The sequence below is a fragment of the Chryseobacterium sp. CFS2 genome, assembly GCF_036543225.1.
In the GTDB taxonomy this organism is placed as follows: Bacteria; Bacteroidota; Bacteroidia; order Flavobacteriales; family Weeksellaceae; genus Chryseobacterium; species Chryseobacterium culicis_A.
Genome location: NZ_JAZHQU010000004.1, coordinates 549,157 through 566,616, shown reverse-complemented (window position 1 = coordinate 566,616; position 17,460 = coordinate 549,157). Strand labels below are relative to the sequence as shown.

General features: G+C 36.5%; 13 protein-coding genes. 11 read left to right on the top strand and 2 right to left on the bottom strand.

Annotated elements, in window-relative coordinates; translation table 11 throughout:
- The first annotated feature begins 122 nt into the window (after positions 1 to 122).
- Both ODR02_RS12390 and ODR02_RS12385 read left to right on the top strand, forming a co-directional pair.
- The gene (locus ODR02_RS12390; RefSeq protein ID WP_309512621.1) at positions 123 to 968 is read left to right on the top strand and encodes an AraC family transcriptional regulator; all 846 of its coding nucleotides are present in this window, start codon (positions 123 to 125) and stop codon (positions 966 to 968) included.
- Positions 969 to 1,047: 79 nt separating this feature from the next.
- Positions 1,048 to 2,286, top strand: a complete 1,239-nt coding sequence (locus ODR02_RS12385) for an amidohydrolase (RefSeq protein ID WP_309512620.1) — start codon at positions 1,048 to 1,050, stop codon at positions 2,284 to 2,286.
- A 391-nt stretch (positions 2,287 to 2,677) separates the two neighbouring features.
- Here ODR02_RS12385 and ODR02_RS12380 read toward each other — a convergent pair whose 3' ends face one another.
- Together ODR02_RS12380 and ODR02_RS12375 are read right to left on the bottom strand one after the other, a co-directional pair.
- On the bottom strand, positions 2,678 to 4,087 hold the full coding sequence (locus ODR02_RS12380; protein WP_105681101.1) for a hypothetical protein: 1,410 nt from the start codon (positions 4,085 to 4,087) through the stop codon (positions 2,678 to 2,680).
- 44 nt (positions 4,088 to 4,131) lie between these two features.
- On the bottom strand, positions 4,132 to 6,921 hold the full coding sequence (locus tag ODR02_RS12375; protein ID WP_105681100.1) for a TonB-dependent receptor domain-containing protein: 2,790 nt from the start codon (positions 6,919 to 6,921) through the stop codon (positions 4,132 to 4,134).
- 324 nt (positions 6,922 to 7,245) lie between these two features.
- On the opposite strand from ODR02_RS12375, the gene ODR02_RS12370 reads away from it, so the two are divergent.
- The 9 genes from ODR02_RS12370 to ODR02_RS12330 all read left to right on the top strand — a co-directional run bounded on the left by ODR02_RS12370 (position 7,246) and on the right by ODR02_RS12330 (position 17,200).
- On the top strand, positions 7,246 to 7,920 hold the full coding sequence (locus tag ODR02_RS12370) for a response regulator (RefSeq protein WP_105681099.1): 675 nt from the start codon (positions 7,246 to 7,248) through the stop codon (positions 7,918 to 7,920).
- A 48-nt stretch (positions 7,921 to 7,968) separates the two neighbouring features.
- Entirely contained in the window at positions 7,969 to 9,000 is a 1,032-nt protein-coding gene (locus ODR02_RS12365) for a sensor histidine kinase (RefSeq protein WP_209788149.1), read from the top strand.
- Positions 9,001 to 9,134: 134 nt separating this feature from the next.
- Positions 9,135 to 9,734, top strand: coding sequence for an IS1096 element passenger TnpR family protein (locus tag ODR02_RS12360; protein ID WP_209788151.1), 600 nt, complete (start codon positions 9,135 to 9,137; stop codon positions 9,732 to 9,734).
- 148 nt (positions 9,735 to 9,882) lie between these two features.
- Positions 9,883 to 11,232, top strand: coding sequence for an alpha-amylase family glycosyl hydrolase (locus tag ODR02_RS12355; protein ID WP_309512619.1), 1,350 nt, complete (start codon positions 9,883 to 9,885; stop codon positions 11,230 to 11,232).
- Between the two features lie 120 nt (positions 11,233 to 11,352).
- Complete coding sequence (locus tag ODR02_RS12350; protein ID WP_105681095.1) at positions 11,353 to 11,793, top strand: hypothetical protein; 441 nt, start codon at positions 11,353 to 11,355, stop codon at positions 11,791 to 11,793.
- A 135-nt stretch (positions 11,794 to 11,928) separates the two neighbouring features.
- Positions 11,929 to 12,723 (top strand): thymidylate synthase, encoded by a 795-nt coding sequence (locus ODR02_RS12345; RefSeq protein WP_209788156.1) that lies wholly within the window; start codon positions 11,929 to 11,931, stop codon positions 12,721 to 12,723.
- Between the two features lie 227 nt (positions 12,724 to 12,950).
- Positions 12,951 to 13,169 carry a hypothetical protein gene (locus ODR02_RS12340; protein WP_209788160.1) on the top strand — a complete coding sequence of 73 codons (219 nt, stop codon included), beginning with the start codon at positions 12,951 to 12,953 and terminating at the stop codon, positions 13,167 to 13,169.
- Between the two features lie 22 nt (positions 13,170 to 13,191).
- Positions 13,192 to 15,702 (top strand): M1 family metallopeptidase, encoded by a 2,511-nt coding sequence (locus ODR02_RS12335; protein ID WP_209788163.1) that lies wholly within the window; start codon positions 13,192 to 13,194, stop codon positions 15,700 to 15,702.
- Positions 15,703 to 15,871: 169 nt separating this feature from the next.
- Entirely contained in the window at positions 15,872 to 17,200 is a 1,329-nt protein-coding gene (locus tag ODR02_RS12330; protein WP_309512618.1) for a hydroxymethylglutaryl-CoA synthase family protein, read from the top strand.
- Positions 17,201 to 17,460 lie beyond the last annotated feature (260 nt).

Genomic DNA, 17,460 nt, shown 5'->3' with positions numbered 1-17,460 from the left:
CCATCACAGAAGGAGGGTGGGAATTGAAGATAGCGTGATGGAGATAAAACTTTTGTTCCTTTTGTGGTTGTTTTAGTTTTTCTCTCATAAATTTTAGTAATTTTAGGAGAAAATCAGGCAGAGTGGCTTACTATACGGATCATTTTCCTATTTTAGGAATTCAGGAATTTAGTGAAAATCAGTTGAAAGGCTGTAATCTGCTGTTCAATGAACTTTCGGGAGCACGCTCCATTGATGATCCCCACAAACATGACTTTTTTATCATCAATCTTTTTGAGCACGGAGTCGGTTCGCATACCATAGATTTTACAGAATATCAGGTGAAAGACTACCAGATTCATCTTGTTTTTCCGGATCAGGTACATCAGTGGGTCATTGAAAAAGAAACCATTGGGTATCAGCTGATGATCAGCAGAGACTGGTTTGAAAGTTTTCTGCCCTCGTTAAGATTTTCTGCATCCTATTACCAGAATCATCCGGTGATTAATCTTTCCAAAGACGTTTTTGAAAATTTTCTTTATGAATTTCAGGCCATCCAGAAAGAGCTGAGCACAGAAAAAATATTCTGGGAACTGATTCAGAAAAGAAGCGAATTGATTGGCCTGCTGGTGAGTAAATCTGTGGAAGGAGCTTTCAAAGATTTTGAAGTCTATAACTCAAACCCCATTATTTCAAAGTTTCTGCATCTTATTGATGAACATTTCAAAACAGAAAGATCCGTTTCTTTTTATGCTGATAAACTGAATATCTCTGCCAATTATCTGAATATTGTCTGCAAGAAAAATCTTAATGCTTCGGCATCATCTCTTATTCAGGATCGTATTTTACTGGAAGCCAAAAGACTTTTAAAAGTTTCTGAAATGTCTGTGAAAGATATTGTATATGATCTCGGTTTCTATGATCACGCCAGCTTTTCCAAGTTCTTTAAAGCACAGACGGGAATGACACCTTCCCAATTCAAAGAATAATCTGTACAAAACAAGACATAATTGATACACCGGTTTTACCCTCAGGGCTGGTTAATTTTGTATTGTTAAATTTAAAATCATGCAATTTCCCTATCAATTAACTGCAAAAGGAAACTATACCCTTAAAAATGTCCGCCTGGAAACAGGTTTTGAATACGAAAATGAAGAGGTTACCGGAACAAAAACTGATCTTTTCAGTATCGAAATTGAAGACGGAAAAATAAAAACAGTAAAAGCAAATGATCCTTCTTTAAAAGCAATCGATGCAAAAGGATATCTGATGCTTCCCGCTTTCAGAGATATGCACATCCACCTGGATAAAACATTATATGGTCTGCCATGGCAGGCACTTTCTCCGAAAAGAAGAACGGTGAAAGATATGATTGCCTATGAGCAGGAAATTATCCCTGAACTGTTGAAAACTTCTGTAAGCAGAGCAGAACAGCTGATCAGTCTGCAGCAGCACTACGGAACTCATTTTGCGAGAACCCATTTTAATATTGATCCTACATCAGGATTGAAATCTCTGGAACATCTTGAACAGGCTCTTGAAAATAAAAAAGATTCTTTCAAAGCTGAATTGGTTGCCTTCCCGCAGCATGGCGTTTATTATACGGAATCTGCTCCTTTGATGAAAGCGGCAGCCCAGCTGAAAAGTGTGGCATTCATTGGTGGATTGGATCCGTTGAGCATTGACGGAAATATTGAAAAGGTAATGGATTTTACTGTTCAGCTCGCGTTGGATCACCATAAAGGCATTGATATTCACCTGCATGAAGCAGGAGAGTCCGGAATGAAAACCATCAATTATCTGATTGATAAAGCAATTGAAAATCCGGAGCTTCAGGGAAAAACATTTGTAAGCCATGCATTTGCTTTGGCTCATCTTTCCCCTAAAGAAACTGAGCAGATTGCAGAAAGACTGGCTGCCGGAAAAGTAGGAATTGCATCTTCTGTACCTTTTAAAGGAACGGTAATGCCAATACCAACCCTGAAAAAGTATGGTGTCAATGTATTGATCGGAAATGATAACGTACAGGACTACTGGAGTACATTCGGATCCGGAAGTATGCTGCAGAAAGCCAATCTTATTGCAGAGCTGTACGGTTATGCCACAGAATTTGCCCTGTCAAGAGCTTTACAGTTTGCTACTCAAAGCATTCTTCCTCTGGATGAAAAAGGACAACAGCGGTGGCCTAAAGCTGGTGATGAAGCTGCAATTGTTCTGACAGAAGCTTCATGTTCTGCAGAAGCCGTTTCCAGGATGTCTGAAATAAAAGCCCTGATGAATGACGGGAATTTGTTTTGGAGAAATTAATCTGAAGTATATATTTTTTATACACTTGTTTTTTGTAACTGCCATCGGAAACTTTTCTGGTGGCTTTTTATTGAATTATAAATTATGAGTTTCGGGATCCGGGTTTCGGGTCTCTTCTCTATCAATAGAAACAGGCTTTATCCCGTTATTAAATATGAATAAATTCACCGGCTTTAGCTAAAACCTATTCATAAAATAAATAAAAATCGATCCATATGCGATAAAAATTACTGTTCATATTCCCTTTTTCTGTTTTTACAATATGAACACCCCTTAATATTGATTTGGGCAGTTAATCATAATGTCTGATATTAACAATAAAAAAAGCCCTCAGAAAATACTTCTGAAGGCCTTCTATTTGAAATTAAATCTAGGTACTTATATGATGATGTTATAAGTTAAAGTTTGTCCATCCTGCATACCATGTATCTGTAGCATCTTTTACAGCACCTCTGTATGTTACTTGTGTAAACCAAGTAGCTAATTTAGGGTTTGTAAATGCTCCACCTGTTAATAATGGAGAACCTGCAGTAGGAGTGAAGTTTGGTGTAGTTCCTGCAGGAGCCCATGCGCCGGCAAGTTTTACATCAGCTGTAGAAGCAAGGATTGTATTTCCTTTAGCATTAAACCAAGTCGTAAGATCGTTTAATGTATATGTCGTCGGAGTTGATGTAGATGGTCCGAATTTTAAAGGAGTTGTATTTCCTGCTAAAATGTTGTTTTCAAAGAATAATTTATTTCCTACAATATTGTTATCCGTTGGAGCTCCTTTCGTAGCATCAATGAATAAACCTACCGGGAATCCTGTGAATACAGAGTTGAATACAGAGATTGAAGAATTTCTTCTGATCTGTAATGCATTCTGGAATAAAGCGTTGATAGATCCAGGAGCCGCAGAGTTGATTGGCCCGATAATCGTCATGTTAGAGAATGTAGCTGATGTCTGAGGTGTTAATGTAGAACCGTTAGCATCATTATCAGATTCAAATGCGTTAGAACCTGAAACGTCTGCCACCTGAGAATCTCTTACTGCGATACCAAACTGTACATTTCCTGAGAAACCGTTATCTGTATCGAAATCATCATCAAGACCTTTGTAAGAAATAAGGTGAGAACAGTTTACTGTTCCTCCGAACCACTCAAAACTGTCATCATTAGCATAAGCAACTTCTACGTAGTCTACTGTAGTTCCGTTACCTACACCTCCGAAAGTAAGTCCGTTAACCTCTTTATCCGGTAAGAATGCATATCCTGCATATTCAATTCTTACATATTTTAAGATACCACTGTTGTCAGCAGCATTTGTTCCACCATAAAGTCCAAGACCGTCAGAGTTGTTGATACCTCCTTCAATTTCTCCAACTCCGTTTGCTCCTCCGAAAGATGCATTAGTAGGAGCGTTTCCTAAAATTACTACACCTGCCCAGTCTCCTCTTTTAGGACTTGGTTTTTCTGAAGTGAAGATAATAGGGTTGGCAGCTGTTCCTTCTGCCATGATTTTACTTCCTCTTGTAATGATCAAAGCTCCGTTTTTATCAGCTTCACCTACGATCTTTGTACCTGGTTCGATAGTTAAAGTAGCTCCGTTAGTTACATATACTAGTCCTCTTAGCTTATAGATTTTATTTGCTTTAAGCGTAATGCTGGAAGTGATTTTTCCTGAAAGAATAAGGTTTTCAGTATTTCCGTTTCCGTTACCTCCATCTTGAATAATGGTAGGTCCATCTTCTTCTATATTTCTACATGCGGTAGTTGATACTAGAGCGCCAAGCATTAAAGAATATAAAACGAACTTTTTCATGTTATAAAGAATTAAATTATTTATTAGATTATTTGTTGAGTGAATTAAAAATTGTATCCCAGTGTTAAACTGATATTGGTTCCTGAAAGTCTTTCAATGGCAAGAGCATCTTTGCTGTCATACTTACCGTTGTCATTCAGGTCATGGTAGAATTTAGCACGACGGTTCAGAATATCTGAAACATTCAGCTTGATTTCTCCTTTGTTATTCCATAATTTTTTAGCAAGCTGGAAGTCTAAAAGAGGTCTAGGTGCTTCCCAGATTGGTGGAACCTGATCGTTTCCTACATAAAGGATTCTTCTTCCGATCATGTTAAATAGTACAGTAGAAGACCATCCTGATTTTTCAGTATCATACTGAAGGCTTACGTTGACAGTATAAGGAGACTGTCCCTGCATTGGTCTGTCAATCTTAGTTGCTTCGTCTGTTACTTTGTTTTTAATTAAAGCTACGTTTCCACCCAGCGTAAAGTTCCTAAGAGCGCTTACAAAATCCAGTTTTTTTCTGGCCTCTACTTCTATACCATAAGCATCAGCTTTATCTACGTTAAGGTAGTTGAAGGTGTTACTGGTTCCTACCCCTGATTGGTTGAAGTATAATTCAATCGGCTTTTTGAAATTTTTATAGAAAGCGGCCACCGAGATAATCTCCCCGTTTCTTGGGTAATATTCCCAACGAACATCGGCGCTCGTAATTTTAGTTCTTTCAATTGATTTGTTCCCAATTACAGTCGCTCCAAGATCAAAATCATAATATGCCAGCGGAGAAACCTCTCTAAATTCTGGTCTTACAACAGTTTGTGAACCTGCAAGACGGATATTCATTTTAGGATTTACCTTGAATGTCAAGTTAACAGCTGGTAAAAAGTCTGTAACACGTGTATTGACAAAACGGTCATCACTTTTTTTCGTGCTTCCTACCAATTGATCAAAGTTCTCAACTCTTAATCCCCAAACGGCTCTTAACCACGGTGTGAAGTTGTTGTCAAACTGTAAATATCCTGCGTTAAGGATGGTATTGGCAATATATCTGTACTGATTTCCTGCAATCTCATCAAATGTAAATCCTCCGTTAGTTCCAAAATTACCAGGATTGAAAATAGTTTCAAAAGGTTGAGAAAGTAATCCCTGGTTGAAGTTTTCAAGTCTTACAGAGAATGGTCTTGAATTGTATATTCTGTCTTTTACCTGGAACAAATAACCTCCTTTGATGGTTTGTTTTTGGCCAAACATTGTAAATGTCTTGGAAATATCACCTCCCGCATTATATAAATAATCGTTTAGCGTAGAGTAGAATACACTACCTGATTTTTGAGAAAGACCATTAGAAATCAATGCTAAATAAGGGCTTCCCGGCATGTTAGTATATTGGTTATACTGTAAACGCTGTAACAAAGGGATGTATTGATCCAGGATTCCGAAGCTTCCGTACCAGTTTACAGTAAGCCCGCCAAGAGCATCTATTTTATGAGTACCGGTAAGGGTAGAATTGTAGAAAGTAGTTTCTTTAAAACCTATTTCCCTTGCCATAATGTTTGTCCCGTTGATAGGATCAAATTCAAAGTCCTTTCCTGTTCTGAAGGACATATGGTTCACCGTATTATTGGTGATGATATTCTTTAAGGAGATTTTATTATTGCTGTTGAGCTTTAAAGAAAGGTTCAGCATTCCTCCTAAGATAATATCATTGCTGTATTTTTCTGTAAAATAATCGAAGTTGGTATCAGCAAGTTGGTCGTTGATGGTAAAGAAACGGTTGGTAGATTCAGTTCTTCTTTTGTTATTACTATAGTTTAAAACAGCAATTACCCCTAAATCTTTTCCGAATAATTTGGTATTGAAACCTCCGTCAAGTTGTAAACTTAAGTTTTCAGGATAACCAATACTGTTGTATCCTAAATTCTTTGTAAACCCTTTACCAATATCGGTTTTCTGACCCTCACTTAAAATACTGAACGCATTTTTTGCAGGCATATTGGTGGGCAGCTTTCTGTAACCGTCATCAATTCCTAAGAAATCCCATTTTCCACCTTTTTGCATATGGAATTCCTGTCCCATAGTAGCCGTATTTCCTCCTACACCTACCTGTACATTGAAGAAATTTTTATTAGGAATATCCTTTGTGTTTACCTGAATCAAAGCTCCTCCCCATTCTCCGGTATATTCAGGAATGAAAGTTTTGTTGATGACAAGTGTTTCGATAACGTTAGCAGGGAAAAGGTCGAAAGAGAAAGTCTTTCTGTCCGGTTCTGTACTGGATAGCTGAATACCGTTAAGCATCGCCTGATTGTAACGGTCTGATAAACCTCTTACTACAATATATTTTCCTTCAGATAAACTCACTCCGGAAACTCTTTTCAGAACTTCACCCGTGTTTCTGTCCGGACTTCTTTTAATAGCTTCAACCCCAATAACCTGAGAAACTACACCGGCATTCTTCTGTAAACCGATGGTAGAGGCTATGGTTTCTTTTCTTGCATTTGATTTTATGACAACTCCCTCAATTTCTTTTTCCTTGATAGAGGGCTTATCCAGAACGATATCAAGATGAGTATTACCTTCATTTTTGATAATAACTTCACTGATCTCTTTTCTATTATATCCATTGGAGCTTACCGTTACAATGTAATTGGTACCAGGGGAAAGGTTGATAGAGTAGTATCCGGAAATGTCAGTCATTACTTCCTGACCATTTACTTTTACTTTTACCCCTTCTATAGGAGTATTATCTTTCTCGTCCAATACCCTACCTTCCAAAATCTGACTTTGTGCAAAAGCATAGCCAGCAGAAAACAAGGCAAGTAGCATTATGCTCTTGTGGAGTTGTTTTTTCATTTTACTTCTTTTACTTCTTTTTCAAGGGCAAAATAAAGGCTAAGTTTTTAAGAAAACTTTAGGAGAATCTTAATTAATTATGAAATTTGTATTAACGAATGAACGAGATTTATAGTTATCGATGTTTAATTTATATAATTATAATTTTTGTTTTAATTGTAGATATTATTCCTTATATTTGATTTGTGTATATTTATTTATTGATTTTTTTATTGATTTTATAATTTACTTGCAAAATGTTATTTTTTAATAATTAGTTAACATTTGACAGATAGATGAAATCAATTGAAATAATTAATTTTGTGGGAATTCTTAAACTAGAAGATGAGCAAAAAAATTCTTTTAATAGACGATGAACTGGACATTTTAGAGATTCTGTCTTACAATTTGGAAAAGGAAGGGTATGATATCTATACAGCTACTAATGGTAACGAAGGTATAGAAAAAGCAAAGGAAATTGTTCCGGATCTTATCTTATTAGATGTTATGATGCCTGAAAAAGATGGGATAGAAACCTGTCAGGAACTTCGTAAAGTGAAAGAACTTCAAAAAACACTTATTGTGTTCCTTTCCGCAAGAAGCGAAGAATTTTCTCAGTTAGCAGGTTTTCAGGCAGGTGCCAATGATTACATCGTAAAACTGATCAAACCGAAAATCCTTATCTCTAAAGTAAATGCATTATTACAGTTAACCTCTCAGGTTTCTGAAAATGCTAAACTTATCGAAATCGGAGACCTTGTTATCGACAAAGATAATTTCAGAGTTTCCAAAAGCGGACAGCAATTTCTTCTTCCCAAAAAAGAGTTTGATTTGCTTTACCTTTTGGCTTCCAATACTGAAAAGGTTTTCAAAAGAGAAGAGATTCTTGAAAAAGTTTGGGGTAATGATGTGATTGTAGGAGAGAGGACTATTGATGTTCATATCAGAAGGCTAAGAGAAAAACTCGGAATCAATACGATTCAGACATTAAAAGGGATTGGGTATAAACTAATCGTTTAATTATTTAAAAATCTTAACTTTACGTTCAATCCTTAAAACGTTGTAAAATTGAAATTTTACAGACTTACCCTCGTTGCCTCTTGTCTGCTGACACTGGTAATGCTCCTTTTAGTCGTTGTATTCGACTCGCTGAAAGATATCTATTATGAGACCCCTTTATTCAAAACGGGTCTTTTCATCTGTATTATCCTGATCTTTATGATAAACTGTGTAGTATTGGAACTTCTTTTCAATTACTATAGCAGAAAGCAGGTAAAGGGCCTTTCCGGGTTTCTTCCGCAGGAAATAGTGCAGAATCATGACGAAAATATTACCATCAAAGAATTGGGTGAAAGATTTTCAGACCTCAATCAGCAGCAGGTATCAGAAATTGATATGATGAAAGAGATGGAAAGCTACCGTAAAGAATACATCGGAAATGTTTCCCATGAACTGAAAACGCCCTTATTTTCTATCCAGGGATATGTAGAAACCTTAAGAGATGGCGGGGTGGATAACCTTACTATTCGGGACAAATACCTGGAAAGAATTGATAAATCAGTAGAAAGACTTATTGCTATTGTAACAGATCTTGACATGATCAATAGACTGGAAGCCGGCGAAATCAATCTTACTGTCTCAAAATTTGATGTCAATCTTTTAATCAAAGAAATTTTCGACCTTCTTGATCTTGAAGCGGAAAAACGAAATACCACCCTACAGATTCAGACTCTTCATCCACAGATTTTTGTGGAGGCTGATAAACAAAAAATTTCCCAGGTTTTCATCAATCTGATTTCCAATGCTATTCATTATGCCAATAGACAGGAAGCAAAAGTGATTGTAAAAACCAGCGTTCTGAAAAATAAGGTACTGATAGAGGTTATAGACAACGGAATGGGAATCAAATCTGAAATTCTTCCAAGAATTTTTGAAAGATTCTATCGTGTGGAAACCAGCAGAAGCAGGAGAGAAGGCGGTTCCGGACTTGGTTTGGCCATTGTAAAACACATCCTTGAAGCACATAACGAAAATATTACCGTAGAAAGCGTTTACCTTGAAGGTACGAAGTTCAGTTTTATGCTCGAAAAAAGTAAATAATTCCGGCAAAATGTAAGAAAAAAAAATATTTTAAAAAATCCTGAAATATTTTTTTGTCACATGTCATTTATTATATATTTGCAACAGAGATTTATCATAATTATAAAGGCAAAAAAGTAATTTAAGAAACTGATATGGTTTACAAAATCCGCGTAATATTAGATGCGAAAGAGGATATTTTCCGTGATATTGAAGTTAAGGGAAAACAAACGTTATGGAACTTACATTTAGGAATTAAAAGTGCATTCAGTCTGCAGGGAGATGAGCTTTCTACTTTTAATCTGTTAGAAGATGACGGAACAATCGTAAAAAGTGTCCCATTGGAAGATATGAGTGATGATGGTGATGGTGAAATTATGTCAGATGTTTACATTGATGAGGCTTTTGAAAATGTAGGCGACAAAGCACAGTTCCAGTATGGGCTTCTTGATCTTTGGGAATTCTTCTGTGAGCTTGTAGAAGTAATTGAAGAAACAAAAGGAGTAAACTATCCAATCACCGTATACCGATTTGGAAACGTTCCATTGAAGGCACCTAGCAAAAACGGAAGTGCAGGAGGAAGCAAAAAGAAATCAGCAATGCCTTTGGCAGATGACGAGTTTGGTTTTGATGACGATTTTGTAGCTGGAGGGAATTTTTCAGATGAAGATGATGACAGCTTTGATGATGAGGAAGAAGAAGACTACAATGACGATGTCTTTGATGAGGAAGATGACAATGATGACGAAAGATAGTCAACACAATATACTGGCCCCGGATTTTGATCCGGGGCTTTTTTTATGACAAAATAGTAAGAAAATAAAGAACGTAAATTTTTCCTTTTTGCCTTTTTTCTCCTTTTTCAGCCAAAAAACAATCCTTACTTTTGTTAAAAATAGTTTAATGAAAAAATTAATTTTGTTAGCTGTAATTGGTCTGGGAATTGTTTCCTGTACCACTCAAAAAAAAATCCGGAAGATGACAGAACTGCCAAAAGATTGGAAACATAACACAAATATCTACGAAGTAAACATAAGACAATATACTCAGGAAGGAACTTTCAAAGCATTTGCAAAAGAAATGCCCCGCCTGAAATCAATGGGAGTAAAAACACTTTGGTTTATGCCTATTACCCCAATTGCCCAGCAGAATAAAAAAGGAAGTATGGGCAGCCCTTATGCCGCTGCAGATTATACCTCTGTCAATCCTGAATTCGGAACATTACAGGATTTTAAAGATATGGTGAATGAAGCACACAGATTAGGATTCAAAGTAATCATCGACTGGGTGGCCAATCATACAGGCTGGGATCATGTCTGGACAAAAACACATCCGGAATTTTATCTGAAAGATACCGACGGAAAATTTCATATCGCCTCCGGAATGGATGATATTATTGAACTTGACTATAAGAACCAGGAAATGCGTCAGGCTATGATCAATGCCATGAAATTCTGGGTACAGGAAACCGATATCGATGGTTTTCGATGTGATCTTGCTTCATGGGTAGAAGTAGATTTCTGGGAACAGGCACGCCCCGAGGTGGAAAAAGTAAAACCCCTTTTCTGGCTGGGAGAATTTGATGAGCTGGAAAGCCCGGAATACGGAAAAGTTTTTGATGCCAGCTATTCCTGGAAATGGATGCACAAGTCTGCCGATTATTACAAAAAAAATGAACCTCTTCAGGAGTTAAAAGATCTGCTGAGACAATATTCCAATATTGGAGATACCTCAATGAGAGCATGGTTTACTACCAATCACGATGAAAACTCATGGAACGGAACCGAATATGAAAAATATGGGGTCATCACAAAACCTATGGCGGTATTCTCCGCAACATGGAATGGTGTTCCCTTATTATACTCAGGTCAGGAACTTCCGAATATGAAGAGACTGGAATTTTTCGAAAAAGATGTCATCAAATGGACTCATACCTACCAGGTTACCGATTTCTATAAAACATTATTGGATGTAAAAGCTTCCAATCCTGCCTTAAGAGGAGGAGATTCTCATGTTACTACTTATCTTCTTAATACGACAGCCAATGATAAAATTCTGGCCTACGTAAGAAAAAATGGAAAAGATGAAATATTGGTAGTCCTGAATATGTCAAAAGAACCTGTCAACTTTTCTATTGAAGACGAACAGCTATCAGGAACATTCAGAAATGTTTTTGATAAGACAAAAAGAGATTTCAATGGTGGAAAAGATTTCAGCTTCAAGGTTTCGGATTATGCAGTATTTGAAAAATAAGTAGTAGTACATCTTAACGACTGGTCTTTAAAGGTTCTCAATTCCCCTCCGCCGGAGGGGTGTCAAAATCATAGATTTTGACGGGGTGGTTTATCTGCCTGCAATAAAAATAATCATCAAATGAACAAACAGGAAATAATCAATATCATTAAAGCAAAAGTTGCCGACAAAATCCAGTATTTTGAAAACCTTATTGCAGAAACACGGGCTTCCAATAATGATACAAAAAGCTCAATGGGGGACAAATATGAAACCGGAAGAGAAATGCTTCAGCAGGAAATCAATAATCTTCAGAGACAGCTTAACGAAGTATTGAACCAGCAGAATATTTTGCAGAAAATAACATCCGATCCTTCGGAAAAAGTCCAGAACGGGGCATTGGTAAAAACCAATAAAGGATTGTTTTACGTTGCTGCTTCAATGGGAGAAATTGTTTTTGAGAAGCACAAAATTATGACCGTTTCTGCAGAATCTCCTTTGGTAAAAGTGATGTATGGCAAAAAAACCGGAGAATCATTCACTGTCAATACCATTCATCAGACCATTGAAAATATATGGTAAAATTAATATCTGTTAGATTGCAGATATACAGTTGTTTAATAGAAAATAAACATCATCCCTATAAAAAGCATTCATAAAAGTGAGTGCTTTTTTTAATGGTTTTCACTAAATTTGAAACTTAAAATCTCATTCAAAATGCAAAACTACCTGGATCTTTTACAACATATTTTAGACAACGGAACTGATAAAACCGACAGAACAGGCACTGGAACAAGAAGTGTTTTCGGATATCAGCTGAGATATGATCTGTCTAAAGGATTTCCTTTGGTAACGACAAAAAAAGTGCATTTGAAATCCATTATCTATGAATTGCTTTGGTTTCTGAAAGGAGATACCAATATCAAATACCTTAAAGATAACGGAGTAAGCATCTGGGATGAATGGGCCAATGAAAATGGAGATCTGGGACCTGTTTACGGGGCACAATGGAGAAGCTGGAGCGGAGCAGACGGAAAAGTGGTAGATCAGATTACAGAAGTAATTGACCAGATCAAAAAGAACCCGGATTCAAGAAGATTAATTGTATCAGCATGGAATGTTGCTGAAATTCCAAACATGGCTTTGGCTCCTTGTCACGCCTTATTCCAGTTTTACGTAGCTGATGGCAAATTATCCTTACAGCTGTATCAGAGAAGTGCTGATGTTTTCCTTGGGGTGCCGTTCAATATTGCAAGTTATGCATTGCTTTTGATGATGGTGGCACAGGTTTGTGATCTGGAAGTAGGAGATTATGTTCACAGCTTCGGAGATGTTCATATTTACAATAATCACTTTGAACAGGTAAACAGACAGCTTGCCAGAGAACCGAAATCTCTTCCCACGATGAAACTGAATCCTGATGTGAAAAATATCTTTGATTTCGATTTCGAAGATTTTACCCTGGAAAACTATGATCCACATCCTGGGATCAAAGCTCCTGTAGCGATTTAATATTCTTTTATCACTTAATTCTTTATTCACTTCTATTATTTTAATACTAATAGATGTTTTTATCTGTGCCCATAAGTTATGGAATCAGAATATAAATACTTTAGTACGCTTTCTTTTGACAATTGTTTCTTACATTTGAAAGAACAACGCCGGCTCATTGGATTCTTTTGAAAAAGAGATCAATGGACGGGTACAGATCACACATTTCAAATGCTTAAAAATACATCATGAAGTATTTAAAAATTAATATAGAAGAAAATGCAGACATTGAAGCCCTGAAAAATGTTGTACTTCAGCTGAAAGGAGTAGCATCAACAGAAATAGTTGATGACGAAAATCCGGAAAGCGAACTCAAAAAAGCCTTTGCAAAAACGAAGGAACAGCTTAAAAAAGGCGATTATGAAACTTTAGTCAATGATATTTTCGATATAATCATTAAAAAATAATTCTAAAAAATAAAGTAGACCGATGAGAAAGGCCATTTTATCAATTGCTATACTTGGAATTGTATTTTCCGCCAATGTATCAGCACAAACCGAAACTTCAGGCAGAGAAAAAGTATACAGAGCTACCCACACCAAAGTAACGGAACTTAAACACACAAAGCTGAAAGTAAATTTTGACTATCAGAAAGAACAAATGAATGGGGAAGAATGGCTTACTGCTTCACCTTACTTCTATGCTGCAAACGAGCTGACTCTTGATGCAAAAGGAATGCTGATTCATGAAGTAGCTCTTGATAATAACGGCAAAAAATCTCCTTTAAAATACGAATATAAAGATGATGTTCTAAAAATTACTCTGGATAAGACCTATCAGAGAAATCAGGATTATACAGTGTATATCAAATATACCTCCCGCCCGAATGAAGTGAAACAGGAGGGAAGTATGGCAATCAATGATGCGAAAGGACTATACTTCATCAATGCTCAGGGAACAGAACCGGATATGCCTACACAGATCTGGACACAGGGAGAAACAGAATCCTCTTCTGCATGGTTTCCAACGATTGATAAACCCAATCAAAAGACAACACAGGAAATCTACATGACGGTTCCCGATAAATATGTTACCCTTTCCAATGGGCTGATGAAAGATTCTAAAAAAGAATCCAACGGGCTTAGAACAGATCATTGGGTGATGGATAAGAGACATTCTACTTACCTTTTCTTTATGGGAGTAGGCGAATATGCCGTGGTAAAAGACAAATGGAAAAATATTCCGGTTGATTACTATATTGAAAAAGAATATGAGCCTTATGCCAAGCAGATCTATGGAAATACTCCGGAAATGATTGACTTTTTCTCCAAAAGACTGAACTATGATTATCCATGGGCAAAATATGCTCAGATTTCAGGACGAAATTATGTAAGTGGCGCAATGGAAAATACCACGGCCACCCTTCATGGAAGTGATATCTTACAGAAACCGGGACAGCTTATCGATGAAAATACATGGGAAGATACCATTGCTCATGAATTGTTCCACCATTGGTTTGGAGATTTGGTGACTGCAGAAAGCTGGAGCAATCTTACCGTCAATGAATCTTTTGCCAACTATTCCGAATACCTGTGGAATGAATATAAATATGGAAAAGACCAGGCAGATTATCACCTGATGACGGATGTGAATCAGTATATTCATAACCCAAAAGATTTTAATAAAAATCTGGTAAGGTTCAATTATGAATCCCGGGAAGATGTTTTTGATCTGGTAACGTATCAGAAAGGTGGCGGAATTTTAAATATGCTGAGAAGCTATCTTGGTGATGATGCCTTTTTCGCTGGAATGAATGATTATCTGAAAACCAACGAATATCAGAATGCAGAAGCCCATCAGCTGCGCCTGTCTTTTGAAAAAGTATCCGGTAAAGATTTGAACTGGTTCTTCAATCAATGGTATTTTGGAAACGGAAACCCGAAGATCAATTATTCTTCTACATTTGAGCCGGTAAAAAAACAGGTTGCCGTAACGATTAATCAAACTCAGGAAAAACCATTTGAATTTCCTCTGGCTATAGATGTGTATGACAACGGAAAACCTAAAAGATATAATGTCTGGGTAAATGCAGAAGCTAAAAATACTTTCAGCTTTGATGTTTCCAAAGCTCCAGATCTTGTAAATATCAATGCAGACGGAGTTCTGCTGGCAGAGATTACAGATACCAAAACTCCGGAACAGAATCTGATGCAGTTTATAAATTCTAAAGAGTTCAAAAGCAGATATTTGGCTTTAACCGGAATTAAAGAGCAGGTGGGGAAAAATCCTGCTGCTGTAAAATTGTTGGCTGCCGCATTGAAAGATCCTTTCTTCAGAGTAAGAATAAAAGCTTTGAATTTAATAGACCTTACCAATCCTGAACAAATGAAAGTGCTGGGTGCTGAAGTTGAAAAACTGGCTTCCAATGATCCGAAGACATTAACTCAGGCTGCAGCTATTGCGGCTTTGGGAAAAACAAAAGATAAGAAATACCTTCCGTTATTTGAAAAAGGAGTAAACGCTGTTTCCAATGCTGTGAAAGGAAGTTCAATGAGTGCACTTCTTTCCATTGATCCTTCAAGAGCAAATGCTCTGGCTGATAAAATTGATATGAAAGGAGCATCAGATGAACTCAGAGCACAATTGCTTCCGATTATTGTGAAGAACAAAATTACCTCTCAGATTGAAAATATTGCCCCTCTTGCCACTTTTTATCCATTCATTAAATTCCAGAACCCGGAATTAGGAAAAGCAGCAGAAGATGGTTTCAATTGGATTATGACTTCCGATAATCTGAAGGCAACGGAAAGCGTTACCAAAATAGCAGGATATGCCAAAAACCAGATGGCAGATAATCCACAGGCTAAAATGATGATGGTTCAGATGCTGAAAGATGGGCTGAGCAAAAAAATGGAACTGCTGAAACAGAATCCACAAAATGCAGCAAGTATTAATAAACAGATTGATGTGATCAATAAAGCAATTGAAAACTATAAGTAAATAGAGAAAGCCGGCAGATGTGTCGGCTTTCTTTTTGTCTTTAAGTGAAATTAAATGGACAGATTATATGGTAAAATCCATTGGTTTTTAATGATATTACAAAAATCAGCATTTTTAACCACTGTTTTTTGCATTATCTTTCATAAATTCGTTTAAAATTTAGACAATTATGAGTTTTGGAATTGAAGCAGCGGGCTATTATGTGCCTGGTTTATATTTGGAGATTAAGGATTTAGCAGAAAAAAGAGGAATAGAACCGGCGAAACTGGAAAAAGGCTTAGGTCTTCATAAAATGGGACTTTCTGATGTTCACGAAGACGCCGCTACTTTTGCAGCAGAAGCATTACTGAAGCTTATAAAAGATTATCAAATCAATCCTGAAGAAATAGCAAGAGTATATTTGGGAACAGAAAGTGCGGTGGATGCAGCAAAACCTACGGCTTCCTACGCTGTGCAAATGGTAGAAAAAGTATTGGAAGAAGAATTTGGGACAAGATGTTTCAGAAACTGTGATGTACTGGATATGACTTTTGCCTGTGTAGGAGGAGTGGATGCACTACATAATGCTCTGGATTTTGTAAGAGTAAATCCTGATAAAAAAGCAGTCGTGATTGCCAGTGATTATGCAAAATATGAATTGGCTTCTTCAGGAGAATATACCCAAGGAGGTGGGGCTGTCGCTCTTTTGGTTTCATCAAAACCGGATCTTCTTGAAATTGAAAATAACTGGGGCGTTGCTTCAGAAAGTGTCTTTGATTTTTTCAAGCCGCGAAGATTATATAAGAAAAAAGATTTGAATGGAGCTCCGGAAACATATCCTGACAAGGTTGAAGTTTTTACAGATGAGCCTGTTTTTGACGGACAATATTCTAATCAATGCTATCAGGATAGAATAAAAGAAGCTTATTATCATTATAAAAAGATCACAGGGCAGAATAAACCTTATGAAAACTGGGAACATATTATTTTCCATCTTCCCTATGCTTTCCATGGGAAAAGGGTCTTTACTGAAATATATAGCCTTGAAAATGGTCTGTCCTATGAAACAGCAGAAGAACAGAAGGCGGTTGCCAAATCAGAAAACTATCTGAAATTAATTAATGATAAGATAGAAAAGAGCCAGAGAGCCTCTTCAGAAATAGGAAATATGTATACAGCATCTATATTTATGGCTTTTCTTTCTGCACTACAAACCTCTTTTAATGAAAATGAAGAACTTTCAGGAAAAGAAATTGGTTTTGTAGGCTATGGAAGCGGTTCGAAATCAAAAGTGTTTGCCGGTAAGGTTTCTGAGAACTGGAGAAAAGTAGTTGAAAAATGGCATTTATTCGAAAATTTAAATCAGAGATCAGCTGTTGATTTTGAAACCTATGAAAAACTTCATAGAAAACAATTGAGAGAATCTGTAAACAGAAATTATAAAGGTTTCGGGCTTGTTTCGATTGAAGTAGAAAATCCTGTTTTAATTGGAGCCAGATATTATCATTATCAACCATAAGTTTTTAGAAAATTAATACATAAAGCATCTCATATTTTGGGATGCTTTGTTTTTTTGCTGTTTTTTGTGAAGTATTATCATTCATTGTGGGGTATTTTGATGCTTTTTACGTGAATATTAACTATTTTGTTTTGGATATTATTAATCGGAAATTTTTGTTTTGTTGATTTTTTTTACCGCTTTTTCCAATAAAGTGAAACCTCATAATATTTTTTTCGCCTGTCAAAATTCTGTCAAATTTCTATTATCGTTTATTTTTT